The organism is Streptomyces sp. NPDC060064 (assembly GCF_042736455.1).
Classification (GTDB): domain Bacteria; phylum Actinomycetota; class Actinomycetes; order Streptomycetales; family Streptomycetaceae; genus Streptomyces.
On the sequence record NZ_JBHWWF010000005.1, the window covers coordinates 168,427 to 183,145 of the forward strand.

13 protein-coding genes and 2 pseudogenes are annotated in these 14,719 nt (G+C 68.8%); 7 read left to right on the plus strand and 8 right to left on the minus strand.

Annotated features, from left to right (window positions below):
• Window positions 1-148: 148 nt before the first annotated feature.
• A complete protein-coding gene (locus ACFWDI_RS08820; protein WP_385302228.1) occupies window positions 149-730 on the minus strand; it encodes a hypothetical protein in 582 nt (193 codons plus the stop codon).
• A gap of 1,222 nt (window positions 731-1,952) precedes the next feature.
• Here ACFWDI_RS08820 and ACFWDI_RS08825 point away from each other — a divergent pair.
• Together ACFWDI_RS08825 and ACFWDI_RS08830 are read left to right on the plus strand one after the other, a co-directional pair.
• Entirely contained in the window at window positions 1,953-2,561 is a 609-nt protein-coding gene (locus ACFWDI_RS08825; protein WP_385302230.1) for a hypothetical protein, read from the plus strand.
• 163 nt (window positions 2,562-2,724) lie between these two features.
• Entirely contained in the window at window positions 2,725-3,186 is a 462-nt protein-coding gene (locus ACFWDI_RS08830; protein WP_385302232.1) for a DUF1153 domain-containing protein, read from the plus strand.
• 97 nt (window positions 3,187-3,283) lie between these two features.
• On the opposite strand, the gene ACFWDI_RS08835 is transcribed toward ACFWDI_RS08830, so the two are convergent.
• On the minus strand, window positions 3,284-5,716 hold the full coding sequence (locus tag ACFWDI_RS08835) for a SpoIIE family protein phosphatase (RefSeq protein ID WP_385302233.1): 2,433 nt from the start codon (window positions 5,714-5,716) through the stop codon (window positions 3,284-3,286).
• 398 nt (window positions 5,717-6,114) lie between these two features.
• On the opposite strand from ACFWDI_RS08835, the gene ACFWDI_RS08840 reads away from it, so the two are divergent.
• Window positions 6,115-6,345, plus strand: coding sequence for a response regulator transcription factor (locus ACFWDI_RS08840; protein ID WP_385302235.1), 231 nt, complete (start codon window positions 6,115-6,117; stop codon window positions 6,343-6,345).
• A gap of 205 nt (window positions 6,346-6,550) precedes the next feature.
• Window positions 6,551-7,226 (plus strand): annotated as a pseudogene (locus ACFWDI_RS08845) (IS5 family transposase); the annotation flags it as partial.
• Window positions 7,227-7,247: 21 nt separating this feature from the next.
• On the opposite strand, the gene ACFWDI_RS08850 reads toward ACFWDI_RS08845, so the two are convergent.
• From ACFWDI_RS08850 to ACFWDI_RS08860, 3 genes and pseudogenes are all read right to left on the minus strand, one after another.
• Entirely contained in the window at window positions 7,248-7,775 is a 528-nt protein-coding gene (locus tag ACFWDI_RS08850; protein ID WP_385302453.1) for a DinB family protein, read from the minus strand.
• Between the two features lie 120 nt (window positions 7,776-7,895).
• Window positions 7,896-8,146, minus strand: a pseudogene (locus tag ACFWDI_RS08855) (transposase family protein); the annotation flags it as partial.
• A 61-nt stretch (window positions 8,147-8,207) separates the two neighbouring features.
• Window positions 8,208-9,191: a hypothetical protein gene (locus ACFWDI_RS08860; protein ID WP_385302237.1), complete on the minus strand. Its 984-nt coding sequence runs from the start codon at window positions 9,189-9,191 to the stop codon at window positions 8,208-8,210.
• Window positions 9,192-9,706: 515 nt separating this feature from the next.
• On the opposite strand from ACFWDI_RS08860, the gene ACFWDI_RS08865 reads away from it, so the two are divergent.
• From ACFWDI_RS08865 to ACFWDI_RS08875, 3 genes are all read left to right on the plus strand, one after another.
• Window positions 9,707-10,060, plus strand: coding sequence for a VOC family protein (locus ACFWDI_RS08865; protein WP_385302239.1), 354 nt, complete (start codon window positions 9,707-9,709; stop codon window positions 10,058-10,060).
• Window positions 10,061-10,253: 193 nt separating this feature from the next.
• Entirely contained in the window at window positions 10,254-10,490 is a 237-nt protein-coding gene (locus ACFWDI_RS08870; RefSeq protein ID WP_385302240.1) for a transposase family protein, read from the plus strand.
• 154 nt (window positions 10,491-10,644) lie between these two features.
• Window positions 10,645-11,673: a DUF4232 domain-containing protein gene (locus ACFWDI_RS08875; RefSeq protein WP_385302243.1), complete on the plus strand. Its 1,029-nt coding sequence runs from the start codon at window positions 10,645-10,647 to the stop codon at window positions 11,671-11,673.
• Between the two features lie 390 nt (window positions 11,674-12,063).
• Here the strand turns inward: ACFWDI_RS08875 and ACFWDI_RS08880 are convergent, their stop codons facing one another.
• The 3 genes from ACFWDI_RS08880 to sbnA form a co-directional block, all read right to left on the minus strand.
• Window positions 12,064-12,591: an HAD domain-containing protein gene (locus tag ACFWDI_RS08880; protein WP_385302244.1), complete on the minus strand. Its 528-nt coding sequence runs from the start codon at window positions 12,589-12,591 to the stop codon at window positions 12,064-12,066.
• Between the two features lie 209 nt (window positions 12,592-12,800).
• Window positions 12,801-13,265, minus strand: coding sequence for a peptidoglycan-binding protein (locus tag ACFWDI_RS08885; protein ID WP_385302245.1), 465 nt, complete (start codon window positions 13,263-13,265; stop codon window positions 12,801-12,803).
• A 448-nt stretch (window positions 13,266-13,713) separates the two neighbouring features.
• The gene (gene sbnA / locus ACFWDI_RS08890) at window positions 13,714-14,700 is read right to left on the minus strand and encodes a 2,3-diaminopropionate biosynthesis protein SbnA (protein WP_385302247.1); all 987 of its coding nucleotides are present in this window, start codon (window positions 14,698-14,700) and stop codon (window positions 13,714-13,716) included.
• Window positions 14,701-14,719 lie beyond the last annotated feature (19 nt).

A 14,719-nucleotide genomic window follows, 5' to 3' on the forward strand; every position in this document is an offset into this window, starting at 1 on the left:
TGGGTGGGGGGGGGGGGGGGGGGGGGGGGGGGGTGGGGGGGGGGGGGCCGGCCCCGCCCGGGCCCCCCCCCCCCCGCGGGCCCCCCCCCCCACGACTCGAGCGCTTCACAAGCCTTGGTACGTCATCTACCTCCGGTGTCTTCCCACGTCACTTGACGATGACATCCCCGGCCGGCTTGGGCGCGTCCTGAGCAGAGGAGCTACCGGTGTCGTCCTTGGGCGGCTCGGGTGGGGCGGGCGGCGCGGGCGGCTTGGGCGCGTCCTGAGCGGAGGAGCTGCCGGTGTCGTCCTTGGGCGGCTTGGGCGCGTCGGGACACGGGGGACCGCCCTTGCCGCCGCTGCCGGCGCCACCACGGCCGGCCTTGCCGCTGTTGCCGCCGCAGCGGCCGTTGCCGCCGCGACCGCCGGCGCCTCCAGTGCCGGCACCGCCCGGCGCCGTACAGACAGTGCCGTCGGTGCCCGTGCCGTTGCCGCCGTTCCCGCCGTTTCCGCCATCACCGGGACGGCAAAGATCGTCGTGACCCTTGTGGTCCTTCTTATGGTCCTTTTTATCCTTGTGGCCTTTTTGCTCCTTGTGGTCCTTGCGGTCTGTGGTGACTGCCGATTTCGCCACGCTTTGCGCTGTCGGCGCTGCAAACGCTGCGGAAGCCGGTATCAGGACACCGCCGACGCCCAGGAGGGCGGAGGTGGCGACAACGGCCAGACGACGCGTCCAGATGGTGTCATTCATAAAAATCTATGTCCCTCTTTTGCGTGCTCTCACCAATGTGGGAATGAGCAAGAACTCGGTTCCTCTGGGCGGATTCATGACGTGTGGCCCGGGAATTCGGTAGGTAGCACGGATGTGCCGCCCGTTTCCTTTCCGGTGGGCCCGCACTTCCAGTAGGCCCGAGCAGCGCAGCCTGGTCACGCTCCGACAAGTCGTGGCTTGACGCAGTCGAAGACATCGGGTAATTGCCCGTAAAAAGCACTGGCCGCGTTGACGACTGCACGGGCGGGGCGCTGGTCCTCGGCGAGGGCGACGTGCTACCGGCGCTCGCCGGCATCTGCAACGGCCATGACAAAACAGGACTACTGCATCCACGCCGACGACGCAGGCCGCGCGATCAGCTGCGCGGACCACAAGCGGAACCAAACCGACGCGAGGTGCAGGCAAGGCTGCCGCAGTGAGGCACCTCGCCCCTCTTCGGCGAGGCCATGGCCGGGAGCACTTCAGGCCTGGGCGGCCGATGCCCGTGGCCTTGTCGCCGCACCGAGGCCCTCGCGCAGTCGTTCAGGCCGGGGGCTCTGACTGCCATGACGGTTTCGTTCTCGCGGACACGGCCTAGGGGGACGGTCCGGCGTGCGCCCGCGTCCCCGCGCGGCCGTGGCCTCGTCCTCGCGCTGCGGATGGGTGCAGGTAGGGCGCGGCGATAGACGGGCCCCGCTTGTGACGCGGTGTCAGAACCCTCCGTCCTGGAAGCTCGGCTGCGTGAAACCGTCGCAGGAGGAGGGCAGTTGGAGCATGGCGCAGGTGCCCGCGCGGCAGGGCTGCCGTATGCATCGTGTGGTGCTCGCGCCGAGTGGGGCGGCTGCGTGCGGCTTCGCAGGGCGCGGCAGCGGCGCTCGCGGGCCGCCGAGGTGAGCGGTGGTGTGCCGTCATACGGATGCGGCTGTCGATGGGCCTCGCCGCGCGGGGTGGGCTGTCACGGTGCGCGTGTTGCCGGGCCGGCCGATGTGGGGTCGGAGAATGGCCGACCGCTGCCCATCGGCCGACCTTTTGCGCGCTTTTACCCGACGCCTACGGCTGCGTCAAGCCACGACTTATCGGAACGTGACCGCGCTGCGTCGCCCGGGCCTACTTGAAGTGCGGCCTCACCGGAAGGGAAAACGAGGCAGCACGGTAAGGCGGAAGTCCTTACTAGGATCTTCCCCTTTAAAAAGAATCCATTCTATATCAATAGGAGAAAACCATGACTCGTAACGTTCCCACCCACAGCGATGCCCGTCCCAAGCGTCGGAACCTGCGCTTTGCCGCGTTTTTTGCCTCGGGCGCTTTCATGGCCGGGGTCGCCATCCTGCCGGCCTCTTCCGCGATGGCGGCCCCGATGCCGGCCTCGCCGGCGGTGAGCCTCGTCGCTCACGTGGAAAAGCACGACAACAAGCACGACAACAAGCACGACAACAAGCACGACAACAAGAAGGACAACAAGCACGACAACAAGAAGGACAACAAGCACGACAACAAGAAGGACGACCCGAAGGACGCTCCCAAGGACGCTCCGAAGGATGACCCCAAGGACGCTCCGAAGGACGCCCCGAAGGACGCCCCGAAGGACGCCCCGAAGAAGACGGGCGGCACTGGTGGTGACGGCGGTCCCGGTGGTGTCGTAGGCGGCGCCGGTGGTACGGGCGGTAAGGGCGACACGGGCGGCACTGGTGGTGACGGCGGTGCCGGTGGTGTCGTGGGCGGTGACGGCGGCAAGGGCGGAGCCGGCACCACGCAGGGCGGCACTGGTGGTGACGGCGGTGCTGGTGGTGTCGTGGGCGGCGCCGGCGGCGCAGGCGGCGACGCCACCTAAGACGGCGGCTTCTCCCGACCGTCACACCCCGCGGCCCGGACGGCCCACTCCGTCCGGGCCGCCACGGCTCACCCCGACGGGGTGGAGGCCCGAGGCCTCCACCCCGTCGGGCTCCGGCCCCCCGAAGACCTCCCGGACCGGGACCAATTCTTAAGGACTTCCCATGCCCAGAAGTTTCTGGCAACGTCGCTTCATCCTGGCGCCGGCCTCACTGGCTTTTGCCGCCGGCGTCGCCTGCGCCGCACATGCACCGCACAACGCCGCGACAGGTCTCGGCCACCGGGCCAAGGTCGCTCACCTCGTCGGCGGCGCGGACTGTGGCAACGGCGGTGACGGCGGCAAGGGTGGCGATAGCGGCAAGGGCGGCGCCCCCGGCCAGCCGGGAGAGCCCGGCAAGCCCGGCACGCACGGCTGTACCCGGTTCGAGGACCTGCCGGACAAGCCGAAGGAAAAGCTCACGCTGGCGGACAAGGTACGGATCGTGATGGTCGTACTGCACGGACCCACGACAAACGCCGAGGCCGCCAAGAAATACAAGATGTCGGCACACGAGATCGACGCCTGGAAACGGCAGTACCTCGCCGGCGACTGGGCCGCGCTGATGGGAAAGGACTTCCCCTCCTGACGCGTCGCCAACGGACGCCGACCGAGAAGCCGACGACCAGGCCCCCTCACGCGGACCCTCCCGCTGCGGGTGCCGTCTGATCGCGCCTGGATGGTCCTCAGCCCCCGGAAAGGGATTGCTCGGCCCAGACGGTCTTGCCGATGGGGGCGTGCCGGGTGCCCCAGCGCTGGGCGAGCTGGGCGACCAGCAGCAGGCCCCGCCCTCCTTCGTCGAAGGTCCGGGCGCGTCGCATGTGCGGGGCGGTATTACTCGAGTCGTAGACCTCGCAGATCAGGGTGCTGTCCGCGTGAATGAGCCGTAGCTGGATGGGCGGTCGGCCGTACCGGATGGCATTGGTGACCAGTTCGCTGACCGTCAGTTCGGTGATGAAGACGGCGTCGTCCAGTCCCCAGGCAGCGAGTTGGTCGGTGGCGTTCTTGCGGGCCTGGGCGACGATGGCGGGGTCGGAGACCAGGTCCCAGGCGGCGACCCGGTCGGCGTGGAGGACCCGGGTGCGGGCGATGAGCAGGGCGATGTCGTCATCGGGGCGATGGGTCAGCATGGCCGTCAGGACCCTGTCGCAGACCGTGTCCAGCGTCGGGGCGGGGTGAGCGAGGGCTGCGAACATCTTGTCCAGGGCTTCGTCGATGTCGTGGTGGCGGGGTTCGAGCAGACCGTCGGTGTAAAGGGCGATGAGGCTGCCCTCGGGCAGTTCGGTCTCCATGGTCTCGAAGGGCAGGCCGCCCAGGCCCAGCGGCGGGCCGGCCGGGACGTCGAGGAAGTAGACGGCGCCGTCCGGGGTGACCACGGCGGGCGGGGGGTGGCCGGCCCGGGCGAGGGTGCAGCGGCGGGAGACCGGGTCGTAGACCGCGTACAGGCAGGTGGTGCCGATGCCTCCGGCGGTTTCGGCGGCGCCTTCCGTGCCGCCCTCGTCGGCGGACAGGTGGATGACGAGGTCGTCGAGGTGGGTGAGCAGCTCGTCGGGCGGCAGCTCGACGTCGGCCAGGGTGCGCACCGCGGTGCGCAGCCGGCCCATGGTGGCGGAGGCGCGGATGCCGTGGCCGACCACATCGCCCACGACGAGGGCCACCCGCGCGCCGGACAGCGGGATCACGTCGAACCAGTCGCCGCCCACGCCGGCCTGGGTACCGGCGGGCAGGTAGCGGGAGGCGATCTCGAGTGCCGCCTGGTCGGGCAGCGTATGCGGGAGCAGGCTGCGCTGCAGGGTCATGGTGGTGGTGCGCTCGCGGGTGTACCGGCGGGCGTTGTGGATGCTGACCGCCGCTCTGGCTGTGAGCTCCTCGGCCAGCAGCAGGTCGTCCGGTTCGAAGGGCTCCCGGCGCTGGTGACGGCTGAAGAAGGCCACGCCGAGCGTGATGCCGCGGGTGCGCATCGGCACCACCATCACCGAGTGTGTGCCCACCTCGCGGATCCAGGCGGCTCCGGGGTCCTGGGCCGCCCACCGGGCGATGGCGGGGTCGGTCACCTCGTACAGGGCGCTACGGCCTTGGGCCAGGCACTCGGCCACCGGTGAGAGCGCCGGGTAGGTGGTCGTCTCGCCCACCGCGGCCAGGGACTCCGGGCTCCCTTCGAGGGCCGACCGCACAGCGGTGCGGCACATGGTGATGGGCCCTGCCGGAGGGGCGGAGGGTGGCTGGTCGCCGTGCTGGGGCAGGTCGAGCAGGTCGACGGCTGCGAAGTCCGCGAGCCGGGGGACGGCGACGTCGGCCAGTTCCTGCGCGGTGCGTGCGATGTCCAGGGTCGTGCCGATGCGGGCGCCGGCGTCGTTCAGCAGGAGCATCTGCTGCCGGGCGACGTACTCCCCGGACCTGGAGTGCGCCGCCAGGCACACTGCGCGCACCCGGCCGTCGGGGTCCTTCAGCGGGGCGAGGGAGGTCGACCAGCCGCGATCCGGGCTGACACCCGTGGGGCGGATGTAGGCCTCCACGTACTGCGGCTCGCCGGTCTCCAGCGCCAGGCGCATCTTGTTCTCGGCCTCGTCGCTCACGGGATACGGCGCGATTTCCGGCAGGTGCAGCCCGAGCATCTCGGCCTCCGTGAGGGAAAGTGCGCGCTCCATGCCGGTGTTCGCCCGTACCAGCCGCAGGTCCGCATCGAAGATCGCCAGGATGTCGGGGGACTGGGTGAACGTCCATTCCCTCAGCGCTTCGCTCCCGGGCGTGCGGGGCTTGCCCACCACGGCGGACACCACGAGCCACTCGGTGACCGGGCCGTCCGTCGTCCGGCGATGCGCGAGCAGTCCCAGCTCCAGCCGGTGGCCGTCCCGGTGCCGCAGCGCCACGGTGCCGCTCCACCTCTCCCGCCCGGCCGCATCCCGCCGGGCAGTCTCGCCGACGTCATCGGCGAGCAGCCGGGCGGCGGTCTGCCCCACGACCTCCGAGGGCACGTAGCCGAGCAGCCGCTGGGCACCCTCGCTCCACCCCGTCACGATGCCCTGCTCATTGACGGTGGCCGTGGCCGTGTATGCCGACTCGGGGGAGGCGTCCGACTCGTCCGGCCGCTCACCAGGAGGGGTGGGAAGTCGCTCCATCGCCGCTCATCTCGCCCTTCGGGAACCTGCACGGCCGGGGCCCTCCTGACAAGCATGATCCCGAGGGGCACGGAGCACCAATCCAACGCTGTCAGGAGGGGCCCTGCCCCAGGCCCCGGCCGCCGGCGATGCCAGAGGAGGTGACCGGCGGCTCAAATGACGGCCCGGCCCGCCCGCCCCCGCCGGCGGAGGCGGAAAAGGGGGTCTTCGGAAAGTGATCGTGCACGGCGCGCCTGTGGGCGTGCCCTGTGACAGGCCTGTGACAGTCGGCGGACACCGTCATGAAGTTGCCCGGGCACGCTTTTTGAAAGCGGACAAATAGCCGTATTCAGGCATATGTCCCCTGCTTCCGAGGGTGTGAGCAGTGATGACCGAGCCGATCCGTCGGAGGAAATCCCATGAGCCTCACACTCACCACGCCGTACATCGAAGCCCCCACACCTACGCTGGCCCCGCGTGAGCGGGAGACACTGCGACATATCGCCGCAGGGCGCACCTACCTGCAAACGGCCCGCCACATGGGGCTCTCCAAGCACACGGTCGACGCCTATCTCCGCCGTATCCGGGCCAAGCTCAACATCAACAGCACGGCCGAACTCACCCGACTGGCCATCTCCCTGGGACTGTGACGCCCGGCTGCCCGAGCGAGAATCCGCCAAGAAGGCGACCCGGCGCCCGTTCGTCCCCGGCATACGCCGCGCTGCACGACCGCTGCCTACTGGGCCGGGCCGAGTCCCCACCTCGGCCCGGCCCAGTAAGCAGCGGCACGCCAGAGCCGTGACACCGCTCCGGACCGGGTAATCGCCACGGGCCTCGCCCGGCCCGCCGCCCGGCCGTCATCGGCGCTGGTCGGCGCCACCTGGGATCGGAACGTGCTGCGATCCAGGCCGATGCGGAGGCCGAGGGGCGGCTGGACTTGAGCCAGGTCGGCGTGGACTCCACCTCCTGCCGCGCTCACCAGCACGCCGCCGACGCCCGCAAGACCGCCCCGGCAGGCGGGGCAAAAAAGGGGCCCCGGCCCAGCACCGCGAGGACGAGGGACTCGGGCGCTCGCGCGAGCGGCCTGGCCAGCAAAGCCACCTGGTCTGCGAGGGCGGACTGCGCCCACTGGCCCTGCTCGTCACGCCGGGACAGACCCACGACGGCGCCGTCTTCGAGGTCGTCGTCGAGCGGATCCGCGTGTCCCGTCAGGGCGGCGGCCCCCCGCACCCGACCGGACGCGATCAGCGGGGGACAAGGCGTACGCCTCTCGCCGCATACGCTCCTACCTGCGGAGACGCCAGATCCGCGCCGTCCCGGAGAAGAAGGACCAAACCCGACACCGCCTGGCCCGTGGCTCTGTCGGTGATCGCCCGCCCGGCTTCGACCGGCTGCGTACAAACGCAGGAACGAAGTCGAGCGGACGATTAACAATCTCAAGGGCTTCCATACCGTGGCAACTCGGTATGACAAGCGCGCCTACGCCTACCACGGCACCGTCACCATCGCAGCGATCCGGCTATGGCTCCGCCCTGAATCTGCCTGTCAGCCATCAGGCGCCCGTGGCACCGTCGATACGCTCCCGGAGCAGGTCCGCATGGCCGTTGTGGCGCGCGTACTCCTCGATCATGTGGACCAGGATCCAGCGCAGCGAAAGCTCCTGGTCCCCGACGAGCCGGGCCTCCTGGTCCGAGAGCTTGCCGGAGTCGTCAAGTGAGGAGGTGGCGATCAGCTCGCGACTCCGTGCGACTTCTGCTCGCCAGACGGCCAGAGCTTCGTCGATCCCGCGGTCTGGGGCGAGCGCGAAACCATCCCCCTTCCCCTCCGCGTACACCTGTGGCACATCCTGTCTGGCGAACACCCGCTGGAACCAGTTGCGTTCAACCTCCGCCATGTGCTGGACCAGACCCAACAGCGTCATCGGCGACGGTGCAGCCGAAGCCAGGCGTAGCTGATGGTCGTCGAGTCCCTCGCACTTCAGCGTGAGCGTGGCACGGTGAAACTCCAACCAGCTTTCCAGCATGGCGCGTTCATCGGCGTGCGGGGGCGGAATTCGGCGCCCGTCCAGAGTCGTACCCATGCGCGTCACCCTCGCACAGGGCCACCGACTAGGGACAGGGCGCGACAGTACGGCAATCGAGGCAGCGAGACGCCGTGCCAGGCGACGAGAACCCAGCGTGATCCGTCGGACACGGCCCCGGAGGTGTGCCGCTGCTGACTTGGACACCCCGAACTGCGGGGCGATCTGGCGCATCGTCAAGTTTTGTGCGCCAGTGGGCCGCGACCAACAGAGCCCGGTCCTCCAGCGGAAGGCTCCACGGCCGGCCCTTTGCGGACCGCGTCCGTACCCTCCCGCCGCAGCATGGCCACCAGCCTGCCGAACAGGCGCGGGCTCAGCCCGGTGAACGGGGATGTCCAAGACGGCTCCGAGGCCGTGATCACACCAGCCACATCAAGATCATCTCACCCTCGACCGGTGCTTCAGGGGGCGGCCTTCGCCCGTCTAAGGCACTCAGAGCCCTCGAGTCGAATGGCAACCTCGGGCAGGGGCAGGGGCAGGGGCAGGGGCAGGGGACTCGGCGTCGCGGATACGCGTGCGGACGAGGGTCCGCATCATCGCCGCGCCTGCCACCACAGCGCAGAGATGCACCGCCACCGCGACGGTGGGGTTCTCCGGCGGCGTGACATCGGCCGGATCCGTCATCGCTACATACAGCATGAGGGGCAGCTTCCAGGCGCTCCACGCGAACAGTGAGCCCGACCCCACCCACCCGAACGCCAGTGGGAGCCAGCGCGGCAACCGGGCAGGACGTGCCCCGGCGCCCATCCAGATGGCGGCGGCTCCGGCGAGTGCCCAGAACCCCCAAACAGCTGCCAACACGTACCCGTCGGTGTTCCGCTCGGCCGGGTGGGCAATTCCCAACGTGCCGCCGACCGCCCAGTAGATCCAGACCAGTCCGACCGCGGCACCGACGACAGCCGCCCACGGCGGCACCGTACGGGGACCGTCACCGACGCGCCCGATGAACGCATCCGGCCAGCGGCGCCGCAGATACACCGGGACCGCAAGAGCCAACCCCAGCCCCATCCCCACGAAGCTGAACTGGACCAGCACCGCCTCCCAGACCGGCATGGCCGGATCGTCGCTGCCCCCGCCCTCCTGCGAGCCGCCGCCCCGGAGCGCACTGAACAGAACGAAAGGCAGCACCGAGACGAGGAACCCCGATCCCGCCCAGGAACAGAACGCGACCAGCACCCCCGGTATCCGCATCCCCCACGGCCGCACCAAAGCGAGCGCCAGTGCGATCCCGATCACTGCCATACCAACCGTGACGGTGTTGAGCACCACCCACTCCGCCAAGCCGAACCCATCACCGATCGGCAGCACGCCCATCAGCGCGCCGACCACCCACGAGACTTTGATCAGCAAGTACGGCGACAACGCCAGCGCCGCCCCATACGCCGCGCTCCGCCCGACCCGATCCCAGCGCTCCACCCGAACTCCCCTTCCATCAGCAGGAATCCCAGCCTCCGGCCTTACCCGCCGGGTCACATCCTCCGCCGGACGCATCCACCTCCCCCACCCGGGGGAGGCGACGGGTGGCACAGGTCAGTGAGGACCGGGACACCCACGTCCCGTGCGAGGGACAACCGGCACGTCGTCAGATGGGCCTGTGCCGCTCGGTCTTTGCGATGTGCGAGGGCTTCACCGTGTCCGGGGGGCAGCTGCCCGGGATGCGGTGGTCAGCGCCTGGGAGCCGAAGACGTCCTCGCCGTGCAGACGCTGCACTCAGTTGGTCCGGTAGATGGTCTCCAGGTACCGCTCACTCAGATCCGGGGCCGATGGTCACCGAGGTCAGCTCCCGCCAGGTTCGCGCGGGATCTTGGCGAGCTCGGGGACGAACCGGTTCTCATCGGTATCGAGTTCCCCCGCGATTGAGACGGCGGGGTGTGAAGCGGGCGATGGTGTGGTGCCACCACGCCCGATCGCCGTCCTGGCAAGATAGCGGCATGGAACGTGTGCTTGGAATCGGTGGATACTTCATGCGGGCCGCCAACCCAACCGCCCTGGGCGCGTGGTATCGCGAATGCCTGGGCCTGGACGCCGATGAGTTGGGCCTGTGGCGTCAGGGAGCCGGGATGACGGTGTTCGCGACGTTCGAGTCCGAGACCGACTACTTCGGGTCCCGCGCCCAGCAGACCATGCTCAACTTCCGGGTCCGCGACCTGGATGCGATGCTCGCGCAATTGCGCGCCAAGGGAGCGGACGTGGCAAAAGAGACGCAGGACATGGAGGGTGTCGGTCGATTCGGCTGGGTCACCGATCCTGAGGGCAATCGGGTCGAGCTGTGGCAGCCCGCCTGACCGCGTCTTCACGCAGGCGGTGACGTGCTGGTGGCCCACTAGGTTGTGGAGGTGTGAACCTTGGTCAGGCCCGCGCGGCCATGTCCCATTACGCCTTCTGCGGGCTGTCGCCGGGACACCTTGGCGAGCTTGTCACCGAACTCGCGCCGCGGTGGGAGGCGCCAGGCCGGCGCTGGGCCCAAAATGCGAGTTGGTGTTCACCGACCGACTGCTGGTCACCCTGGTCCACTTGCGCACCGGTTTGACCCACGAGGCCCTCGGCGTGATCCATCAGGTCGGGTCCTCCACGATCGGCCGGGCAATCGGAGGGATCAGGCCGCTGCTGGCCGAACGCGGGTTCGCCGTCCGGTGCTGCCGGGCCGGACGCACTACCACACTGCGATGCGCACCGAGGGCATCGCTGAACAGCTCCGGCTCTGCCCACGCGTGAAACCCGAGGTCGAACCGCCACCATGCCCTGGCCCCAATCGCGGGGAAGGTCGTACGCTCCCGTCCGCACTGCTCGCTCGCCTGTGACCGGCTTGTTACTGGAAGTGTGGCTTCCGTCACGGCCTGGCGTGGTCTAGTCCTGATCGACTTGGTGAATGCGTAGCGACTCCCTCACCCTTCCCATCGTCGTCGCCGGCGTCCTGCTGCTCACGGCTTGCGGATCGCAGAAGGGCGATTCGCTGAGCGCCGGCTTGAAGCAGACGCAGGGGTCTGACACGCCGGATCTTCCCGGCAAGTCCTCCTGCGGGCCTCAGGCCTCCGACACGCCGGGCGCGCCCGGCACTTCGGCCCTGCCTGGAGACCCTTCCGGTCTGGAGAAGGACGGAGTAAAGATCACCGGCTCGAGCGGCGGCGCCAGTGCCTGCGCCGAGTTCAAGGTGACCAACCACGAGACCGAACCCTTCACCTACACGATCGCCTTCGAGTTCCTGTCGGATTCCGGAGAGGCGCTGACAAGTACGAAGCAGACAGTGCCGTCCGTCAAGCCCGGTCAGACCGTGAAGCGCACCGTCGCCATGGGCGGACTTCCCTCGGACCCACGCGGCAATGTACGCGTGCAGATCGCCGAGGTGAGGAGCGTCCCCGCCGACGAAGCACCCTCTCAAGGGGGCCCCTGCCCGCCCTCGGGAGTGCGCGTGTACGCCGATGACGGCGATGCCGCCATGGGACTCCGCGTCGTGAGTCTCCACCTGGAGAACTGCGGCACCCGAACCACCCGGCTCAACGGCTACCCGCAGCTCCAACTCCTCGACGAGGGCCACAAGCCCGTCAACAGCGTGAAGATCCTCCATGGCGGCAGCGCTGTCGCCACCGGCACCGGAGCCGACGGCGTGCCACAGCCGCTGGTCTTGAAGCCCGGCGAGCGCGCCTACGCCGGTCTGGTCTGGCGCAACACCGTAGAAGCCGGTGTCGGCAATCCCGTGAACGCCCCCTACGTGAGGGTGTGGGAGAAGCCCGGTGCCGACCCGGTGATGGTGATCCCGGAGCTCGACCTGGGCACGACGGGGAAGCTCGGTGTCGGCCCCTGGAAGAAGGACGAGACGAATGGGCCGGTCACCGGCGGCGCGTCCGGCACGCAGTCGCCTGAACCTCCATCCCTGTCCGCCGTCCCCGCGCAACCGTGAAGGGCCCGCGACCGCCCGCGACTATCCTGCTCACGACGATGCTCGTGACCGCCGGGATCAAGGGGCGCGTGGTGTCGGCGCGCGCGGCACGGTTCACGGCAAGCCCATGGCGGTCGCGGTGAGTTCGGAGGCGAGGTGGACGGTGCCGAAGCCGCGTGGGACCGCGCCGTCAGCGCGGACCGCAGGGACTCTGCGGGCGCGCCTATGGAACAGACTGCGTCCACGAGCAGGCTTGCTCAACCGAACTGATCTTGAATCAGTTCTCGGGAACATCGAGCGCGCCGGTCCGCTCACAGAAGGTGATGAAGAGTCTTGTGAAGTTCGGGGGTTCGGCGTGTCGCGGACAAGCTGACTCGGGCAGGTTTAAGCCGCCGAGCGGCGGGGTGCCTGTTAAGTCCTGCGCAACCACTCGTCGAGAGTGACGAAGTCCGATTCGGTGAGGCCCTGGCGGGGGTCGACGCGATGGAGCAGAGCATGTCCTGGATGGTGCGTGGATACCCAGGCGCGATCGGTGTCGGTGATCTCGTCGTCGACCCATATGAATGAGCGTCCGGCTGCCCAGTCGACGAGGGCGCGGGTTTTCCAGTGCAGTCCGTCTCGCTCGTCCTGCCCTTCCTGGTCGGACGACTCCGGCCAAATCACCAATGCCAGCTGTGGCAGGCCGATCCGCGGGGTTATGTGTTCATTCGCGTCGGCCATCCACGTCGTGGCCCAGACCAGATCGCACGGCAGCGCCGCCAACCGGGGCCCGTGCGCCGGATTGATCCTGGCCAGCAACGGATTCGCGTTGGCGTCCTGCGGTTCGGGGACCGGATAGGTCGGATAGCCGTTTGGGTACTGCTGCGGCGTCGCTCCGAAGGGAATGAGTGGTCCGTCGACATCGAGGAAGAGCAGTGGAGGCTGTGCAGTACCGGTCACTGCTGCACGATAGCGGCTCGTCCTGATAGGCGGCTTCTGGCCGACGGCGGTCTTGGGGCCAGTGAAACCCGCGCTCTGGATCAGCACGAAGGATCACAGCCAGGACCGCCGTCTCCGCCTGCCGAACTCCCGGCTGAGTGACACCGTTCGGGACGTTTTTCGAGGTCAGACCGTACAGAACAAGCCCACGCGCTCATATCGAGAGTCGCTCAACACCAGCTGCTGCAGGCATTGGCGAAGCGCTTGAACGCGGCCTGGGTCCCCGGTCCCGGGTCCCCGTCGATCGCGCCGGTGTAGCCCCAGCTGTCCTTCAGCAGGCGTTGCAACGCCTTGACCGTGCCGCTTCCGACGATTCCGTCGATCGCGCCGGTGTAGCCCCAGTACGCCCTGAGGTTGCGCTGGAACGCCTTCCAGCTATTGGTGCCCAGCTGCCCGTCGAGCGCGCCGGTGTATCCCCAGTTCGCCTTCAGCCAGCACTGGACGTTCTTGGCCTGCGCCGTACTCAGGCCGAGGTTGACCACCGCGAGCGGGACGACAGCCTCGGAGCTCGCCGCCGGCATCGAGGTCGGCGCGGACGCCGCGAAGCCGGCGCCCGCACTCGCCAGGCTTCCGGCGGCAATTCCGACGACGGCAGTGACACCGACGAGTGTCCTCGTTAAAGCCTTCGGTCGCATTCGTCGTTCCCCCTTCGAGTCTAGGGCGGCACCTGGCGCGGCTGGCGCGCTCATCATCGGTCGAGTCGGTGTCACCCTCTCTTGGTGTGCGCAGATGCGATCATGGTCGTGGTAGACCTGCCCGCGTCAGCGCGGTACGGACAGAAGCTACCGCTCGGCGAATTGGCTGTCGTCGCCCTCTGCGCTGACGTTCACTCATCCAGGAGCTGACATCCGTCTCCATCAGCTGCAGTAGCGGCAACGGATGTACGCCTTCTGCGGAATTCAGCTCAGTCCGCAGTGAGAGCTGGCCGAAAAAGGCTGCCCGCTAGCTGATCACCGCTGCCCATACCCAGCTCCGCCTCACCCGCGCCCTCGCCGAAGACCTCCGCCGCCCCTGGGAGCGGCCCCGGCCACCGCACCGGCTCACACCGCCCGGGTGCGGCGCGGCGCGGTTGCCGCAAGGGGGTCAGGCCGCCTGGGATGCCGTGGTCAGCGTCTGGGAGCCGAGGACGTCCTCGCCGTACAGGTCCTGCACCCAGTTGCTCTGGTAGATGGTCTCCAGATATCGCTCACCCAGATCCGGGGCGATGGCCACCGAGGTCAGCTCCCGTCCCTCCTGCCGGGCCAGCCAGTCCATCGCGCCGCTGACCACTGTGCCGGTGGAACCCCCGAACAGAAACCCACGCCTGGCCAGCCGGTGACAGGTCTGGATGGTGTCGGCCTCCGTCACGCACACCACATCGTCGATGTAGGTCTCGTCCAGCAGCGGGGGGCGCCTGCTCGTGCCCAGGCCGGGAATCATCCGCCGGCCCGGGGCGCCCCCGAAGGTCACCGAGCCCACGCTGTCGACGGCCACGATGCGCACCGGCCGGTGCCACTCGCGGAAGTAGCGCGCGCAGCCCATCAGGGTCCCGGTGGTGCCGGCCCCGACGAACAGCACATCCAGGTCCGGGAACTGCCGGGCGATGGCCGGGGCGGTCCTGCGGTAGTGGGCCATGCCGTTGCTGGGGTTGGTGTACTGGTTGAGCCACACATAGCGGTCGTCGGAGGCGCACAGAGCGCGGACGTGGTCGATGCGCGCGCCGAGGAAGCCGACGGCCGGGTCGGCCTCGGTGATGACGTGGACCTGGCTGCCCAGGGCCTCCATCATCAACCTGGTCGCCAGGTTGCAGCGGGAGTCGGTCACACACAGGAACCGGTAGCCCTTGCTGGCTGCGATCATGCTCAGGGCCACACCCAGGTTGCCCGAGGACGACTCGACCAGGACCGAGTCCGGGGTCAGCAGGCCGTCGCGTTCGGCGGCCTCGACCATCTCGGTGGCGGCCTTGAGCTTGATCGAGCCGGCGAAATTGAAGCCCTCGCACTTGAGGAACAGCGGGTGCCCGAAAATCCCCTCAAGGTCGACGTAGAGCTCGTCCTCGTTGAAGTCCTGCGGAACGGATATGACGGGCATGATCGCCTCCTAACTGTGG

What these genes read in the sequence shown, in the direction of transcription:
- ACFWDI_RS08820 (WP_385302228.1), bottom strand. Translation starts at nt 730, where the DNA reads ATGAATGACACCATCTGGACGCGTCGTCTGGCCGTTGTCGCCACCTCC.
- ACFWDI_RS08825 (WP_385302230.1), top strand. Translation starts at nt 1,953, where the DNA reads ATGACTCGTAACGTTCCCACCCACAGCGATGCCCGTCCCAAGCGTCGG.
- ACFWDI_RS08830 (WP_385302232.1), top strand. Translation starts at nt 2,725, where the DNA reads ATGCCCAGAAGTTTCTGGCAACGTCGCTTCATCCTGGCGCCGGCCTCA.
- ACFWDI_RS08835 (WP_385302233.1), bottom strand. Translation starts at nt 5,716, where the DNA reads ATGGAGCGACTTCCCACCCCTCCTGGTGAGCGGCCGGACGAGTCGGAC.
- ACFWDI_RS08840 (WP_385302235.1), top strand. Translation starts at nt 6,115, where the DNA reads ATGAGCCTCACACTCACCACGCCGTACATCGAAGCCCCCACACCTACG.
- ACFWDI_RS08850 (WP_385302453.1), bottom strand. Translation starts at nt 7,775, where the DNA reads ATGGGTACGACTCTGGACGGGCGCCGAATTCCGCCCCCGCACGCCGAT.
- ACFWDI_RS08865 (WP_385302239.1), top strand. Translation starts at nt 9,707, where the DNA reads ATGGAACGTGTGCTTGGAATCGGTGGATACTTCATGCGGGCCGCCAAC.
- ACFWDI_RS08875 (WP_385302243.1), top strand. Translation starts at nt 10,645, where the DNA reads ATGCGTAGCGACTCCCTCACCCTTCCCATCGTCGTCGCCGGCGTCCTG.
- ACFWDI_RS08885 (WP_385302245.1), bottom strand. Translation starts at nt 13,265, where the DNA reads ATGCGACCGAAGGCTTTAACGAGGACACTCGTCGGTGTCACTGCCGTC.
- sbnA (WP_385302247.1), bottom strand. Translation starts at nt 14,700, where the DNA reads ATGCCCGTCATATCCGTTCCGCAGGACTTCAACGAGGACGAGCTCTAC.